The following is a 15,225-nucleotide window of genomic DNA, read 5'->3' as shown; positions in this document are numbered from 1 at the left end:
ACGGTATGCACTGGATCAACCAATAAACTCGTCGGTCAAAGTTACATAGCTGTTGACAAGGGAATGAAATATGGCAAAGCGAGTTACGATCCTCGAATGGGGTCTCTTTAAAATGGCAGGAACAGACTATGGAAATTTTGCCGAGTATTTACAGAATAGACGGTGTGCACGGCTGCAATGTTTATTTACTGGTCTCGAATAATGAATTAACTCTTGTGGATAACCGGTCTGGACAGAATGACCGATTGATATTCTTTATTGCGGACATGGAGACCCGATAATAAAGGATGCAGATACTCAAATTCGGAATTTGCTTGAAACATTGGAGTAAAAAAAAAGTAATAAAATGAACAATTCCGGGTGAGCTGTGTTGAACCCATAGAGTCCTGTTGACTAGTTCTGCAAACGTGTAATGGATTGAATGTTAAATAATGGCTTTCAGGATATTTCCTTGGAGAATAATCCATGCTAAATGCTAAATCAAAAATGTTTGATATTGTATCTGTTAATCCGCGCATGCTTTTGGTGCTCGAGCATTTCGGTGTTCCGTTTGGTTTTGGAAACCAGACGGTGCATGGCTTGTGTCTGGCCAACGGTCTGAACGAACCACTTTTCCTGTTTATTGCCCGGCTTTACTGCTGTCCTGAAAATACCTCGATAAAGACAGAACAGTTTGACCATACGGACGCTGGGCAGATTCTGGTATTTCTTGAAAATTCTCACAGTTATTTCTTGTATGAGAAAATTCCAGGACTGCAAAATTTGCTAAATCGAAAACTAAAAGATGCGTCTGACAAATATTCTGTGCTGATCAGTAAATTTTTACAGGATTATTCAAGTGAAGTGTATGATCATATCAACTATGAAAATGATATTGTTTTTCCGTATATAAAAGCGCTTTTGAATGGACATTCTGAAAAATATGAATACAGTATTGCATAGTTTTAAAAAACATCATACCAGATATTGAAGATAAATCGATAATCCCGTAAAAACCTCCTGTTTAAACATATACCACCAGATTATGATTCGGTAGTGAGAAGAAAATGTCGTTTGATTTGTTTGATCTTGAACAGGATATTAATATTCATGATTTTATCGAGAATCACATACTGATTCCCATTGTAGAACATATGGAAACTGAATAAATGAATGCCGAATCTGAAATTGTTATCATCGAATCCTCGGAAATTATTCAGGAGGGATTGATCCGAATAGTGAGACGGGCCCTGCCTGAATTCCAGATTGTTTGTCTTGCTTCATTTAAGGAATTTGAATCTCGTATTGCAACTGGTATGCCCAAATTGATCATTGTAAATACCGAATTGCTAAAACAAGGATTTCTTAATGTTTTTAAAAACCAGACGTCTGTAAAAAAGGTTGGTTTGATAACTCATTTTTTCAACCGTGAGCAGGAAAATATTTTTGATGATTTGATTTATTTGTCGGATAGCAGTGCGCTTATTGAAAAGATTGTAAAAAGCAAATTTACATACTCGGAAACAGCAAATCGAAATGAATCCTTGTCCAATCGCGAACTGGATGTGCTGAAACTATTGGTTAAAGGGTATCCCAACAAACAAATTGCCGCAGCGCTTCACATTAGCGTTCACACCGTTGTATCCCACCGAAAGAATATTTCCGCAAAATTGGGCATCAAATCCATTGCCGGTCTGGCTATTATGGAAGTGATTAACAATATTATTGATGTTGATGATTATCTTGATGTTCAATAATACTTTGATTAATCCCCATTTACAGGGATAAAATCCGATTAAAAATCACTGTTTCATGCGATTGATTGCGTATGAAAATACGTGTATATTATTCCGTTCATATGTGCAGTACCAATTCTTTGACAGCTGCGCAATGATCTGGATGGAAAACAATGTTTTGCGGTTATTTTCCATGAATTTTAATCTTAAACAAAAAGGAGTTTTAATATGAAGTTTTTTACTGTTTTGGTCATACTTTTGCTCTCCGTTGTTGTACGGGGGCAAAACGAATTTTTTTCACCCACTTCCTCCATTGGAGGATATGGTGAGTTGCATTATAATATGGACCGCACACAGGAAACCCGGACTTTGGACTTTCACAGGTTTATTCTTTTTTACCGGCATGAATGGACACCCATTTGGTCTTTCAATTCCGAGGTGGAACTTGAACACAATTTAGTGAAAAGCGGACAGGGAGAACTTGAGCTTGAACAGGCCTATGTTGATTTTCATCCGGATCCGCGTTTTGGATTTCGGGCGGGAGTGGTTTTAGCTCCTGTCGGAATATTCAATCTGGTACATGAGCCCCCCACTTTTTTAAGTGTGGAACGGCCTGATTACGCCAAAGTAATCATCCCTACAACCTGGTTTGGAAATGGTATGTCTTTTTACGGAGTGTTTCGGGACCTGGAATACAATATGACATTGATGGAAGGACTCGATGCAGATGGATTTTCTCCTGAATCGGGGCTGAGAGGCGGCCGACAAAAGGGGTACAAGGCCAACGCCGATGATCTCCTGAAAAGCATCAGGCTGGATTATACTGGTATCGCCGGAGCCCGGGTGGGATTTTCCTGGTCGATCAATGATGCCTATCGTAATGATGCAGATCCTGTAGGCTTTCAGTTGTATGAACTTCACGGACGCTATCAGCGCCATGGAATTTATGCGACCGCAGAGTATGGAACCATTCTTTACGATCAATATACTTTACCAGAAGCCGAAATCGAATCATCAGTCGGTTATTATATCGATCTTGGTTATAATATTGGCCGGTTTTGGAATTTGAATACTGAAATTATACCCTGGGTTCGATGGACGGATTATAATACAGTTCATTCAGCTCTAAACCCTACTGAACTTGAAAGCCAATATCACTATCAAAAATGGCTCATGGGCATTTCTGTGAAACCCATTGACTCGGTTGTATTCAAATTGGATTTTGCTGTCAAAACCGATCAACTGGAGGAAACAGATACGAAACTGCTGAATTTGGGCGTTGGATACATGTTTTAGTTCAAAGGGGATGGTTCCGCCGGAGCCATCCCCTGATTTTGGAGATCAATCATGAAAGCGATACTTGTTTTTGTGTTCTTACTGATAACTCATTCTGTTTTTGCCGGTTTGCAAGAAAAAGCAGAACAAAAACTCATGACTTGGGACTCGGATCTTGACGTTTTATTTAAAAGATACACTCTGCCGCAAGCACTTGAATCTGATATTGAGAAAAAAAGTAGTCAGAAATTTTTACAAGATTTTGTCTATCTCTGGACGTTGGAAAAACAAGGGTTTTCTGCATTTGCCATAGCAGATGCCGTTCGCGCACGATCCGCCTTGATTTCGACTCTGATTGTTATCGATTCAAGCTGCACTGTGGTGTATATGGACATATTGAACTATCATGGTCATTACGGCAGGCAAATAATAGACCGCCGCTGGTTTGAGCAATTTTACGGGGTATCCATAGATTCGGAGCAATCTCTGGACCGGAAGATTGACGCAATCTCCGGAGCAACGAGTTCTTCAAATGCCGTGAGTCGGGGTGTGAGACGCTGGTTGATTTTTGTGGATGAGCTCTATAAAAATCAGGAAACCCTGCTTGATTCATCTCAATTTTGATTGCATTTATAGATTAATTCATTTAATTTAAACCTGCATTCTTCCAGGGTATAAAATGAATCTTTTGCATTTTTATGTTATAGGAGACGAGTTATGAGACTAAAAATAATTGCCATTTTTGTTATAGCTTGCGCCTTTCCTGTCGTTATACAGGCGAAAACCGGATTTGATTATGGTGCAAAGATGGCGTTTACTCGTTCCAGGCTTGATATTGACGGATTTTTTGATTCCAGAGATTGGCGTTCCGGATTAAATGTTGCCGTGTATGCGGAAAAAGAAATTTTTGATCATATCTCACTCGCTTTACAGTTGGAATACGCTCAAAGAGGGTTTATTCACGATCAAGTTGAAACCAGTGAAACCGGAAAAAGAATCAATACAGTTCGGGCAAACACCCGACTGGATTATGTATCACTGCCTGTCTTTCTGCAACTAAAAGTACCTGCTAAATCCATCACACCTTTCATTCAGGCCGGGCCGCGTATTGATTATTTGACAGAATACAGAAGAGGGAAATGGCTGTTTTCTTCTGTAACTGGTAACGGATCAATTTGCTGAACATTTGAAATCGACGACCTGGGGCGGAAGTGTCGCCGCCGGGATCCAGTTTCCTTTTTCTCAACGTAAAAAGATAAGCATAGAATTCAGGTACAACCAGGATTTTACAGATTCTGGTATTAACCTTTTACAATATTCTGTACAAAACGAATCCTTTGATGTGTGGTTTGGTATGTCATTCTAATCATACTAAAAAAGTGTTTAAAAAGCGGTAATTGATCAGGCGTAATAAAAAATATGGCAGGCATTATATGCATAGAAAGAAAAAGACAACTCTATCTGGTGAGAGCCTGACCCGGGTTCATAAAATCGGATTAACTCTGATTCGTATGACGATCGGGCTCTGGCTGTTCCTGCTCGGATTGAGTCATTTAACCGGCGGCGGTCAGGATATTCAGGCCATGCTGCTGGATATGGAAATAATGTCGTTCCTGCGGACGGCTGCCGCCTGGCCGTGGTTGTGCGCCTTGCTAACTGTGTTTTTCAGTTGGGGCTTTTTATTTGCCGGACTGCTGCTGATGCTGGGACTGTTCTCTCGAATTGCGGCATTAACAGCTCTTTTGTTTTCTCTGCTGTTTTATTTATTGGAAAACCCGTATTTTTCATTGCTGTCCCCAGAGTATGCAATACAGTTGTTCAGCATTGATTTGTTACAGTTGCTCTTTTTGTTCACCATAATTCTGTTTCCCACTGGAGCGTACTGGGGCGTGGATGCGCTTCTCGACGCGTTGCAGCGTTCCGGTGCCCGCAAAACCGGCAAGAAACGCAGCAGCCGTCCAACTGCCGAAGACAAAGCGACAAGACGTCAGATCCTGAAACATGCTATGATTATTCCGTTCTGGGGAATTGGCGGATTTTTGCTCAGCCGCTTGAATCTTTTCCCGGAAAAACAGAAAAAAAACGAACCGGGTTCACTGATTGTCACCGCAGCATATCTGCAAAAAAAGATACAACCGGCATCCCTTGGTTCTTTAAAAATCAGTTCTCTCTGTTTGTTAACAGATTTGTTCCTCGGCGAGGCAAATGATCGTGCCACAGAACACCTGAATCCGCTTATCAGGAGCAGCTACGATTCGGATCGCATATTTGCCACCCTAAAGCTGGCGCAACTCACCGGCATGCGTACGATCATCGGCTTCCCGTCTACACTCGGTCCGCTGCAGCAATTCCGGCGAACTGAAGGCAGAACACTGCAGTATATTGCGCTTTGTCCCTGGGATGAGGCGCTGGCACGTGCCGAGCAGCTTATCGGACAGGGCGCCGCGGCCTGTGTAATGCCGGCCGATTATCTGCTGGCGCACGGACGCTATCAATTGATTCGTGCCTTTGTCGATCAGGTGAAACAATACGGTGTTCCGGCAGGGATCGCCGCCCATTCAACACAGGCGGTCAAATGGTGCCTGAATCATCGTATTCAACCCGATTTCTGGCTGAAAACCTGCAATACCGGCAACGCCGAGCTTACACGTGATAATCCGGTCTGGTGTCCGGATCCCGAGGAGACGCTGCGCTATATGCGGACACTGGAGCAACCCTGGATTGCTTCTCATGTTCTTGCCGCGGGCCGATTGCCCATCCAGGGCGGATTTGAATTTGCCCGTCGGGGCAATCCGGGAGCTATGGCCGTGTCTGCTTTTGACGTTCAAATACCCGAATATGTGCAGGCATACACAAACCTCAAACCCTGATCGTACATTCCCTTTGATTGTTAGCCAAAAGTTTATTATTTTAATATTCAAAAAACGGAGAGTTTTGTGTCTTTACTCAATATTGCCGTGCTCGTAGGTGGGCGTTCCACTGAACATCAGGTGTCGCTGGTCTCGGGACAGTCTGTGATCTCTGCATTGAATAAAGAGAAATATAATGTGATTCCCGTCGGTATCTCAAAATCCGGTCAATGGCTCTATGGTGACCGGGTGATAGAGTACATGAAATCGGGCAAGGGCGAGCCGCCGGCCCAGGTGTATCCGGCGATTGATCCGGAGCACCCGCGCATTTTTACAGACGATCAGTCTGTATCTCTACCCATTGATGTGGTATTTCCGGCGCTGCACGGAACGTACGGTGAGGACGGCACCGTGCAGGGATTGCTCGAATGCATGAATGTGCCCTATGTCGGGGCCGGAGTACTCGGATCTTCCTTGTGCATGGATAAAATCTGGCAAAAACAGATCTGCCGGCAATCCGGCTTGCCGGTACCGGATTATCTCTGGTTTTACAAACAGGATTGGCAGGAGAAATCTGCGAACAGCGATCAGCTTCTTCAAGGCCAGGTGGTCTGTCCGTCGCATGCCGACTATTGCCGCGCCGTGGAAGAACATCTGGGATATCCCGTTTTTGTCAAACCGGCGGGTTTGGGCTCCAGTGTGGGCATTTCCAGGGCTCATGATCGGAATACATTGCTCACCGCTGTGGATACAGCCATCCGGTTTGATGAAAAAATACTCATCGAGGCGGCAGTGCCCAATGTCCGGGAAATTGAAGTCGCCGTGCTCGGCAATCTGCGTCCCCGAGCCAGTGTGCCCGGTGAAGTGGTGCCGTCCAATGAGTTTTATGACTATAATGCCAAATACGTGGATAATGCATCCGTTCTGAATATCCCCGCGCCGCTTGATCAAAATCTGCAAACACAGATACAGCAAACCGCTGTAAAAAGCTTTCTGGCTGCGGATACCCGGGGGATGGCCCGGGTGGATTTTCTGCTGAATGCGAAAACCGGCGCTTATTATCTCAATGAACTGAACACGATACCGGGGTTCACCGAGATCAGCATGTATGCCAAACTGTGGGATGCCTCGGGCATACCTTATCAGACACTGCTGGATCATTTGATTGATCTTGCTGTCGAACGCCATCGTACCCGGCGTGACTTGCAGGTAAATTATACACCGAAAACAGATTGGTTTAAAGAATAATAATATGACAAAAGAAAAGCACACAGGTCTCATTTACGGACGCAATCCGATACTGGAATGGATTGACAGCGGGTTGGGGATCAAAGTTGTTTATATATCACGCGATGCCGGACAAAAACCTGTCCGCGATATTTTACGCTATTGTGATCAAAAATCTGTGCCGCTACAGCGCGTTTCCCCGCACGATATTTCCAGGATTACCGGTACTCATAAACATCAGAATGTGGCAGCCCGCGTGGAGCTGCCCGGATATGTTGAACTGGATGAGCTTTTTAGGCAAGCGGAAAAGCGCGATGAGGCGCCGCTGATTGTGATACTGGACGGCATTACGGACCCCCATAATTTAGGTGCGATTCTCAGAACCGCAGACGCCGCCGGTGTGCACGGTGTCATTATTCCCAAAGACAAGGCTGCAGGTCTCACGGCATCGGCTGTAAAAGCGTCCGCAGGCGCTGCGGCTTACTGCCCGGTTGTGCAGGTCACTAATATTGTGCGCACGATCAAAGAGCTCAAGCAGCGCCGGCTCTGGATTACCGGTCTGGATCAGGATGCAGAGCAGACCTTTGAATATATAGATTGGTGCGGACCGTCCGCGCTGATAATGGGAAGTGAGGGGCGGGGAATACGCCGGCTGGTCCGGGATTCCTGTGATTTTATCGCTTCCATTTCCATGCATGGTCACATTAATTCGTTAAATGTTTCTGTAGCTGCCGCACTTTGCATGTTTGAAGCAAGGCGGCAGAGAATGCGGTCGAATACATAATATGAATTTGATACAGCAATTCGGATTTACGGTCAATGCTGTGGCGCCGGTTTTCTTTCTGGTGTTTATGGGGATTGCCCTTAAAAAATGGAATGTCACCAATGACACCTTTAACCGCACCGGCTCGCTCGTCGTTTTTCGTGTGGCCTTGCCCGCCCTCGTATTCGAGCGAATCGCTTTTACAGAGTTCTCCGAGGTATTTAACGGCAAACTGATCGGCTTTGTGCTGGCCGCCACATTGCTCTGGACCCTCCTGATGACGGTGTATGCGATCCTGCTCCAGTGCGATGGCCGGGACACCGGCGTTTTTATTCAGGGAAGCTATCGCAGTAATTTTGCCATTATCGGCATGGCCCTGATATATAATGTACTGGGAGATACAGCCTTGAGCAAGGCGGCCATTATCCTGGCGGTATTGATGCCGGTCTTTAATATTCTTGCTATTCTGGCGCTCACCTTGCCGCAGCATAAGGAAAAAGTATCCATCCGTTTCAGACAATGAAGGATATTCTCAGCAATCCATTGGTCCTCGGAGCGGCTGTGGCGCTGCCCTTTTCCGTATGGCATATTCCGGTGCCGATGCTGTTAGCCAAAACACTGGGCTATTTATCAAATCTGACTCTGCCGCTGGCATTGATTGCCATAGGTGGTCAGTTGACCTGCCGCAGTTTTAAAGTGGACGCCAAACTGGCCGGTTTAACCGCGGTGAATAAACTGCTGCTGATGCCGTTCGCTTATACTGTTGTTGCATTCCTGCTTGGATTTCGCGGAATTGATCTGGGTGTTATTTATTTGTTGTCCGCATCTCCAACGGCCATCGCCAGTTACCCGATGGCGGAGGCTTTGGGTGCGAACGGCCGTCTGGCCGGTAATATCATCCTCGTGACGACTCTGGGGGCCATGGTGACTATATTTCTGGGAATTACAGTTTTGGGATATTTACAGTTAATCTGATTTTTAATCGGAGATTCTGGTATGAAGGAACAATTATATTTGCACCAACAATTATTGCTTTTAATTTTACGGGATGAAAAAGGAACAGCGCTGTTAATTTCTCTGGCTGATGTGACAAACCTTTTGCATTATCATTTTGACCGCAAGGAACTCAAAAAGCGCAAAGACCGCATCGAACGGATAACAGAGGGGGAATTGCTGGGCGAGACGATTAAATCAATTAAAGCCATCCAGGCAGCACTTATCACAGGTGCCGCTGCAGCCGGTACGATCGCAGCAACCAGTGCTGCAACATCATAATAGATATTCAGTAGACAATCAGATCAGATCTAAGCGCTGAAGAGCTTCACTGGCCGCTTTCTGCTCGGCGCGTTTTTTGGAAGTGCCTTCGCCATACCCCAGCTTTTTTTTGTCAACCGTGACTGAAACGGTAAAATGCTTTTTATGATCCGGCCCCTCTTCATGTTCGATTTTGTAAAACGGTCCGCATAAACCAAGACTTTGGCAATGCTCCTGCAGCAGACTTTTGTTGTTGCGCAACTGGCCGTTTTTTAATAGAGAATCCAGCCGCCAGGTGATATTGTGGTGAATAAATTCTTTTGCAGGGGGGAGGCCGCCGTCCAGATAGATAGCTCCAATGATGGCCTCTACCGCATCAGCCAGCAGAGAACGCCGTTTTCTTCCGCCTGTCCGCTCTTCTGAATCGTTCAGCAATAGAAATCCACCCAGGTCAAAGTCTTTGGCAATCTCGGCCAGTAATCGGCCGCTGACCAGTAGAGATTTATAGTTGGTCAGAATACCTTCGGTTTCTTTGGGGAATTTATCGAATAAAAATTCAGTCACCACAAGCCCTAAAACCGAATCCCCCAATAGTTCCAGTCGTTCGTTGGACGCTGTTCTGCATTCACCGGAGTAGGCGAGATATGAACGGTGCTTTAAAGCCTGGTAGAGTAATTTCTTGTTTTCGAATTTATAGTCCAAACGATTGCAAAGGTCATCGAGTAATCCGATTTTTCAAACCCGGAGCATTCATTTTTATTAAATAAACGTTTGAACGGATTGAGTTTCACGGCAGCTATTCCGTAAATGATTTAAAAACAAGCGATGCATTGTGTCCGCCAAACCCGAAAGAGTTGGAGATTGCTGCACGAACTGTTTTTTCTATAGCTTTATTGGGAACATAATTGAGATCACAATCCGGGTCCGGCGTCTCGTAATTAATAGTCGGATGGATCATGTGGTTTTTGATACAGAGCACGGTCGCAATGGCTTCAGCCGCACCGGAAGCACCCAGCATGTGTCCGATCATCGACTTTGTCGAACTGACGTGCAGATTGTAAGCATGTTCGCCGAACACTGTTTTTATAGCCAGGGTTTCTATTCTGTCATTTGGCGGTGTTGATGTTCCATGCGCATTGACATAATCAATATCCTCAACCGTGAGACCGGCTTGTTGGATTGCGATCTTCATGGCACGGGCCGCACCGTTGCCATCTTCCGAGGGTGCTGTGATGTGATAGGCATCACCGGTAAATCCTGCACCGCAAATTTCAGCATAAATCTGTGCATTGCGTGCCTTGGCGTGTTCCAGCTCTTCAAGCAGCAATACGGCCCCGCCTTCGCTCATTACAAAACCGTCACGATTTGCATCAAACGGCCGGCTGGCTTTTTCCGGTTCATCATTGCGGGTGGATATTGCTTTTGCAGCGTTAAAGCCGGCAACTCCCATGCGGGTGATCGGCGCTTCACTGCCGCCGGTAAGCATGGCAACCGCTCTGTTTTCGCGAATCGCATTGAACGATTCACCTATCGCATGTGAAGCCGATGCACAGGCAGTGACCGTACAGTGGTTGATTCCTTTCAAGTCGTGTCGTATTGAAATACGACCTGCTGATATGTCCGGAATCAGCATCGGGATGAAAAAAGGTGAGACCCGGCGGGGACCTGATTTGAGAAAATTTTCAAACTGGTTTTCAAACGTGGTCATGCCGCCAATGCCGGAAGAGACAATGACACCGATGCGTTCGCGGTCTGTTTTGGAGAAATCGATACCGGAATGACTGACCGCAAGATCAGCAGCTGCCATAGCAAACTGGGTAAAACGGTCGGTACGCCGCACTTCTTTGCGCTCGATGTATTTTGTCGGATCAAAGTCTTTGATCTCGCCCGCAATTTTTGTGGCATGCGGTTCAGGGTCAATCAAAGTAAAAGGACCGATACCGCTTTTACCATTAACAATATTTTCCCAGATGTATCCAGATTTTCACCCAGAGGGTGACTAGTCCCATTCCTGTAACAACCACTCGTTTTTCCGTCATTATTTCCTCTTTAACACCTTTATTAATAATACTGATCCTGAAGCGCTGGATTTTTGAAAAAGGGCAGCATAGGCCGCCCTGTTACAAATCAGGAATTAACCCTTTTGTTTGTTGAGGTAATTCAGCGCGTCACCAACAGTCTGAAGCTTTTCGGCCTCTTCGTCCGGAATTTCAAGACCGAATTCTTCTTCAAATGCCATAACCAGTTCGACTGTGTCCAATGAATCAGCTCCCAAATCATCAATAAATGATGCTTCCGGAGTTACTTCATTTGCATCAACGCCCAATTGCTCTACAATAATCTCTTTGACACGATCTTGCGTAGACATATTTGTTATCCTCCTGAAAATTAATTATTTATGTGTTTGATTTTACATAACCATGCCGCCATCGATATTCAGCACTTGTCCTGTGATATAATCAGAAAGATCACTGGACAGGAACAGAACAGCATTGGCTACATCTTTGGGTATACCGGCCCGCTTGAGCGGGATTGCTGTCATGAATGCGTCTTTGGCGGTATCTGATAATGATTTTGTCATTTCTGTTTCGATATACCCCGGCGCCAGAGCATTGACTTTTATGTTCCGGGCGCCCAGTTCTTTTGCGACACTTTTGGTCAACCCGATCACTCCCGCCTTGGAGGCAGAGTAATTGGCCTGGCTGACATTTCCCATAACTCCGACCACCGAGGCCAAATTAATGATTTTACCGGTCCGCTGTTTCATGAACGTTTTGGTTGAGGCCTTGATGCAGTTAAATGTGCCTTTGAGATTCACCTTGATCACGGCATCCCATTCAGCCTCTTTCATTCGAATCAGCAGATTGTCGCGTGTGATTCCGGCATTATTAACCAGAATATCCAACCGTCCAAATTCTTTGACGGTCGCTTCAATCAGATGCATCGCCTGATCCATCTCGGATACATCGGCTTTAACGACCAGAGCTCTACGGCCCTTGGCTTTAACCTGTTCAGCCGTTTGGTTGGCGCCGCTTTCATCAATGTCAGATACCACAACATGGCATCCGGCATCAGCCAGACTCCGGGCAATTTCGGCTCCAATGCCCCGGGCTGAACCTGTAACAAGCGCAATTTTATCCTGTAATTGAATCAATTTGAATCTCCCGCGTGTTTTGATACGTGTTCAGCTGTTCCTATTGGTACGGCCTTGTATTTTCTATTAATCCGGCGTAAAAGTCCGCTGAGCACTTTGCCAGGGCCGATTTCATAAAACGCATCCGCTCCGTTTGCTATCATATTTTCTATGGTTTGCGTCCACAAAACCGGGTGAGTCAGTTGATGCTGCAATCGGTTCTTCATTTCGTCCTTGTCAGTAGAAGCATCCGCGGTAACATTGCTGTAGACCGGTAGTTGCGCATCCTGAAAGGATGTGTTTTTCAGGATGTGGATAAACTTTTCAGCAGCCGGCTGCATTAACGGGGAGTGAAAGGCGCCGCTGACCTGCAGCGGAATGACGCGTTTTGCGTCCAGCGCCAGAGCTTGTTCGCAAGCCTGTTCAATGTTCCCGGCGTTGCCTGTGATGACTACCTGCTCGGGTGAATTGTAATTAGCGACTCCGGCATATCCGTCGCCTGAAACCTGTTTGCAGATGGATTCAACGGTACCAATCGGCAGTCCAATGATAGCGGCCATAGAACCGGTTTCCGTGTTACTGTTTTTCATCAGCAGGCTGCGCTCACGAACCAGGCCCAATCCGGTTTGAAAATCAAATACACCGGCAGCAGCACAGGCGGAATATTCGCCCAGACTGTGGCCGGCCACCGCCGTGGGAGAGATGCCGTGCTGTTTGAGCAAAGTGAACACGATCAGGCTGTGAGTGAAAATAGCCGGCTGTGTGATATCCGTACTCTTTAAATCTTCATCCGAGCCGTTAAAACACAGTTCAGTCAATTTAAAGCCGAGAATATGATTCGCTTGTTCATACATACTGCGGGCCACATCAAAGAAATCATAAAGATCCTTGCCCATCCCGGCAAATTGAGAGCCCTGACCTGGAAATAAAAAATAATTATTTTCAGCTAAAGTCATAAATTATCCTCTATATCCGGATGGCACAGCTGGCCCAGGTGAAACCGCCGCCAAATGCAGCGAGTACAGCCAGACTGCCCTCTTTGAGTCGTCCTTCCTGCAAGGCCTCGTATATTGAAATGGGGATTGATGCGGCGGACGTATTCCCGTATTTATGAACATTGACGAAGACACGCTCCGGAGGCAGATTGATCCGTTTGGCGGTCGCATCGATGATGCGCTTGTTTGCCTGATGTGAGATCAGCAAATCGACTTGATCACTGGTCAATCCTGATTTTTCGAGAATGTATTCAGCGGCATCGCCCATACAGGTCACGGCATGTTTAAACACCTCGCGTCCCTGCATGGTGATGTAATGAAGTTTTTTATCTACGTTTTCATGGGTCGGCGGATATTTGGTGCCCAGCCCTTCCATAATCAAAAGTTTATTCAGTCGGCCGTCACTTTTTGTGAATGTGCCCAAAATACCGCGTTTACCGTCGGATGGACGCAGTATCACTGCACCGGCACCATCTCCGAACAGAACACAGGTGTTGCGGTCTGTATAGTCTGTAATCTTTGATAACGTTTCGGCGCCGATAACCAGTACGGTTTCGGCTCTTCCGATACCAATCAGTGAATCGCCGAGTTCCAGACCATATAAGAAACCGGAACACGTCGCTGCTATATCAAAAGCCGCTGCATTTACAGCGCCGAGATTTTTCTGAGTCAGAACCGCTGTGGAAGGGAATCCGATATCACCTGTAACCGTAGCGATAATTATTGTGTCTATATCTTTTGCGGTTACGCCGGCTGCTTTTATGGCTTCTTGGGCTGCCTGTGTTGCCAAATCTGAGGTGGTTTGATTTTTATCAGCAATGAACCGGTTTTCGATCCCGGTTCTGGTGCGGATCCATTCATCACTGGTATCCACCATTTTTTCAAGGTCATGATTGGTTAATCTGTTTTTGGGAATTCCGACTCCTGCTCCGGCTATCATGGAATGGATAGGTTGTGTCACAGAGTTTCCTTTCGCTTCGGTGCTCTCGTTTTATTGACTCTTTTCGTTCGCTGATATCTCTCTGCGAATATGCTCATTGACATTTTCTTTAATCATCTTGTAACCCGCCAGAATAGCGTTGCGTATCGCTCTCGGTGTGGATTTCCCGTGTGCAATGATGCAGGATCCATTTACACCGAGCAAAGGAGCGCCGCCGTATTCCTGATAATCAAACAGTTTTCGCATACCGTCGAATGTCGGTTTCATGAGAGCGGCTCCGATTTGCGAAAAAATTTGCCGATGGATCAGGCGCTTGATGCTGACTTTGAGCAGGGGGTGCAGGCTTTCGGCCGTTTTAAGTACGATATTGCCGGTAAATCCATCGCATACCGTCACCTGACATACACCATGCAGAATATCATTGCCTTCGATATTGCCGATAAAATTCAGGTGGCTGTTTTTGAGCAAAGCATGCGCTCGCAATACCAGTTTTTTGCCTTTGGACGCCTCACGTCCGACACTCAACAGACCGACGGACGGTGATTCGATATCGTACAGACGGCTATAGTAAATGCTTCCCATAATGGCTGATTGAAACAGATCCTCGGGCCGGCTGTCGAGATTGGCGCCGGCATCGATTAACAGAGTGGACGTTCCATTTTCTGTCGGCAGCATGGAGCCGATGGCCGGTCTCCGGATTCCCTGAAGACGTTTTAGACCAAACAGCGCCTTGGCCATGACAGCTCCGGTATTCCCGGCACTGACAAATCCCTGTACCTGATCGTCCGCGTGCAGTTGAATGCCGACTGCTATAGAAGAATCGGGTTTCTGTTTCAGAGCAGTAGACGGCTGTTCATGCATCGATACCACTTGAGATGCAGCCTGAAACGAAATGGGAAGATTCTGGGTATGAAAATGCCGACCCACTTCTTCTTTTATTCTATCGACGTCGCCGACAAAAACCACTTTAAACTGATCCTTTGAAGAACGGGCGGCTTCAATTCCGCCATGCACCACATCATGCGGCGCGTTATCTCCTCCCATCGCATCTAAGGCAATTTTAATCAACGTTTA

General features: G+C 46.0%; 19 protein-coding genes. 12 read left to right on the top strand and 7 right to left on the bottom strand.

Translation table 11 applies throughout. The features are described from left to right. Positions 1-128 precede the first annotated feature (128 nt). The 12 genes from U5R06_13350 to U5R06_13295 all read left to right on the top strand — a co-directional run bounded on the left by U5R06_13350 (position 129) and on the right by U5R06_13295 (position 9,104). Positions 129-281 (top strand): hypothetical protein, encoded by a 153-nt coding sequence (locus U5R06_13350; protein ID MDZ7723753.1) that lies wholly within the window; start codon positions 129-131, stop codon positions 279-281. 184 nt (positions 282-465) lie between these two features. Beyond that, entirely contained in the window at positions 466-942 is a 477-nt protein-coding gene (locus tag U5R06_13345; GenBank protein MDZ7723752.1) for a hypothetical protein, read from the top strand. Between the two features lie 206 nt (positions 943-1,148). Beyond that, a complete protein-coding gene (locus tag U5R06_13340; GenBank protein MDZ7723751.1) occupies positions 1,149-1,736 on the top strand; it encodes a LuxR C-terminal-related transcriptional regulator in 588 nt (195 codons plus the stop codon). Positions 1,737-1,943: 207 nt separating this feature from the next. Continuing rightward, a complete protein-coding gene (locus U5R06_13335; GenBank protein MDZ7723750.1) occupies positions 1,944-3,011 on the top strand; it encodes a porin in 1,068 nt (355 codons plus the stop codon). Between the two features lie 51 nt (positions 3,012-3,062). Then, complete coding sequence (locus U5R06_13330) at positions 3,063-3,614, top strand: FMN-binding protein (GenBank protein MDZ7723749.1); 552 nt, start codon at positions 3,063-3,065, stop codon at positions 3,612-3,614. A 93-nt stretch (positions 3,615-3,707) separates the two neighbouring features. Beyond that, positions 3,708-4,172: a porin family protein gene (locus tag U5R06_13325; protein MDZ7723748.1), complete on the top strand. Its 465-nt coding sequence runs from the start codon at positions 3,708-3,710 to the stop codon at positions 4,170-4,172. A gap of 251 nt (positions 4,173-4,423) precedes the next feature. Then, entirely contained in the window at positions 4,424-5,860 is a 1,437-nt protein-coding gene (locus U5R06_13320) for a DoxX family protein (GenBank protein MDZ7723747.1), read from the top strand. A gap of 66 nt (positions 5,861-5,926) precedes the next feature. Continuing rightward, positions 5,927-7,087, top strand: a complete 1,161-nt coding sequence (locus U5R06_13315) for a D-alanine--D-alanine ligase family protein (protein ID MDZ7723746.1) — start codon at positions 5,927-5,929, stop codon at positions 7,085-7,087. A 4-nt stretch (positions 7,088-7,091) separates the two neighbouring features. Then, positions 7,092-7,850 carry a 23S rRNA (guanosine(2251)-2'-O)-methyltransferase RlmB gene (rlmB, locus tag U5R06_13310; protein MDZ7723745.1) on the top strand — a complete coding sequence of 253 codons (759 nt, stop codon included), beginning with the start codon at positions 7,092-7,094 and terminating at the stop codon, positions 7,848-7,850. Position 7,851: 1 nt separating this feature from the next. Continuing rightward, on the top strand, positions 7,852-8,352 hold the full coding sequence (locus U5R06_13305; protein MDZ7723744.1) for an AEC family transporter: 501 nt from the start codon (positions 7,852-7,854) through the stop codon (positions 8,350-8,352). Continuing rightward, complete coding sequence (locus U5R06_13300) at positions 8,349-8,804, top strand: AEC family transporter (protein MDZ7723743.1); 456 nt, start codon at positions 8,349-8,351, stop codon at positions 8,802-8,804. Before U5R06_13305 ends, U5R06_13300 begins: the two co-directional genes overlap by 4 nt. A gap of 21 nt (positions 8,805-8,825) precedes the next feature. After that, positions 8,826-9,104 (top strand): hypothetical protein, encoded by a 279-nt coding sequence (locus U5R06_13295; GenBank protein ID MDZ7723742.1) that lies wholly within the window; start codon positions 8,826-8,828, stop codon positions 9,102-9,104. 18 nt (positions 9,105-9,122) lie between these two features. Here U5R06_13295 and rnc read toward each other — a convergent pair whose 3' ends face one another. The 7 genes from rnc to plsX all read right to left on the bottom strand — a co-directional run bounded on the left by rnc (position 9,123) and on the right by plsX (position 15,219). Beyond that, the gene (gene rnc, locus U5R06_13290) at positions 9,123-9,785 is read right to left on the bottom strand and encodes a ribonuclease III (protein MDZ7723741.1); all 663 of its coding nucleotides are present in this window, start codon (positions 9,783-9,785) and stop codon (positions 9,123-9,125) included. Between the two features lie 94 nt (positions 9,786-9,879). After that, on the bottom strand, positions 9,880-11,007 hold the full coding sequence (fabF, locus tag U5R06_13285) for a beta-ketoacyl-ACP synthase II (GenBank protein MDZ7723740.1): 1,128 nt from the start codon (positions 11,005-11,007) through the stop codon (positions 9,880-9,882). Between the two features lie 210 nt (positions 11,008-11,217). Further along, a complete protein-coding gene (locus tag U5R06_13280; protein MDZ7723739.1) occupies positions 11,218-11,451 on the bottom strand; it encodes an acyl carrier protein in 234 nt (77 codons plus the stop codon). Between the two features lie 42 nt (positions 11,452-11,493). Next, positions 11,494-12,237: a 3-oxoacyl-[acyl-carrier-protein] reductase gene (fabG, locus tag U5R06_13275; protein ID MDZ7723738.1), complete on the bottom strand. Its 744-nt coding sequence runs from the start codon at positions 12,235-12,237 to the stop codon at positions 11,494-11,496. Then, on the bottom strand, positions 12,234-13,172 hold the full coding sequence (gene fabD, locus U5R06_13270; GenBank protein MDZ7723737.1) for an ACP S-malonyltransferase: 939 nt from the start codon (positions 13,170-13,172) through the stop codon (positions 12,234-12,236). Before fabD ends, fabG begins: the two co-directional genes overlap by 4 nt. Positions 13,173-13,182: 10 nt before the next feature. After that, entirely contained in the window at positions 13,183-14,172 is a 990-nt protein-coding gene (locus U5R06_13265; GenBank protein ID MDZ7723736.1) for a beta-ketoacyl-ACP synthase III, read from the bottom strand. 30 nt (positions 14,173-14,202) lie between these two features. Next, entirely contained in the window at positions 14,203-15,219 is a 1,017-nt protein-coding gene (plsX, locus tag U5R06_13260) for a phosphate acyltransferase PlsX (protein ID MDZ7723735.1), read from the bottom strand. Positions 15,220-15,225 lie beyond the last annotated feature (6 nt).

The sequence above is a fragment of the candidate division KSB1 bacterium genome, from assembly GCA_034521575.1.
In the GTDB taxonomy this organism is placed as follows: Bacteria; Zhuqueibacterota; Zhuqueibacteria; order Residuimicrobiales; family Krinioviventaceae; genus JAXHMJ01.
This window is presented reverse-complemented; position numbering and strand designations above follow the sequence as displayed.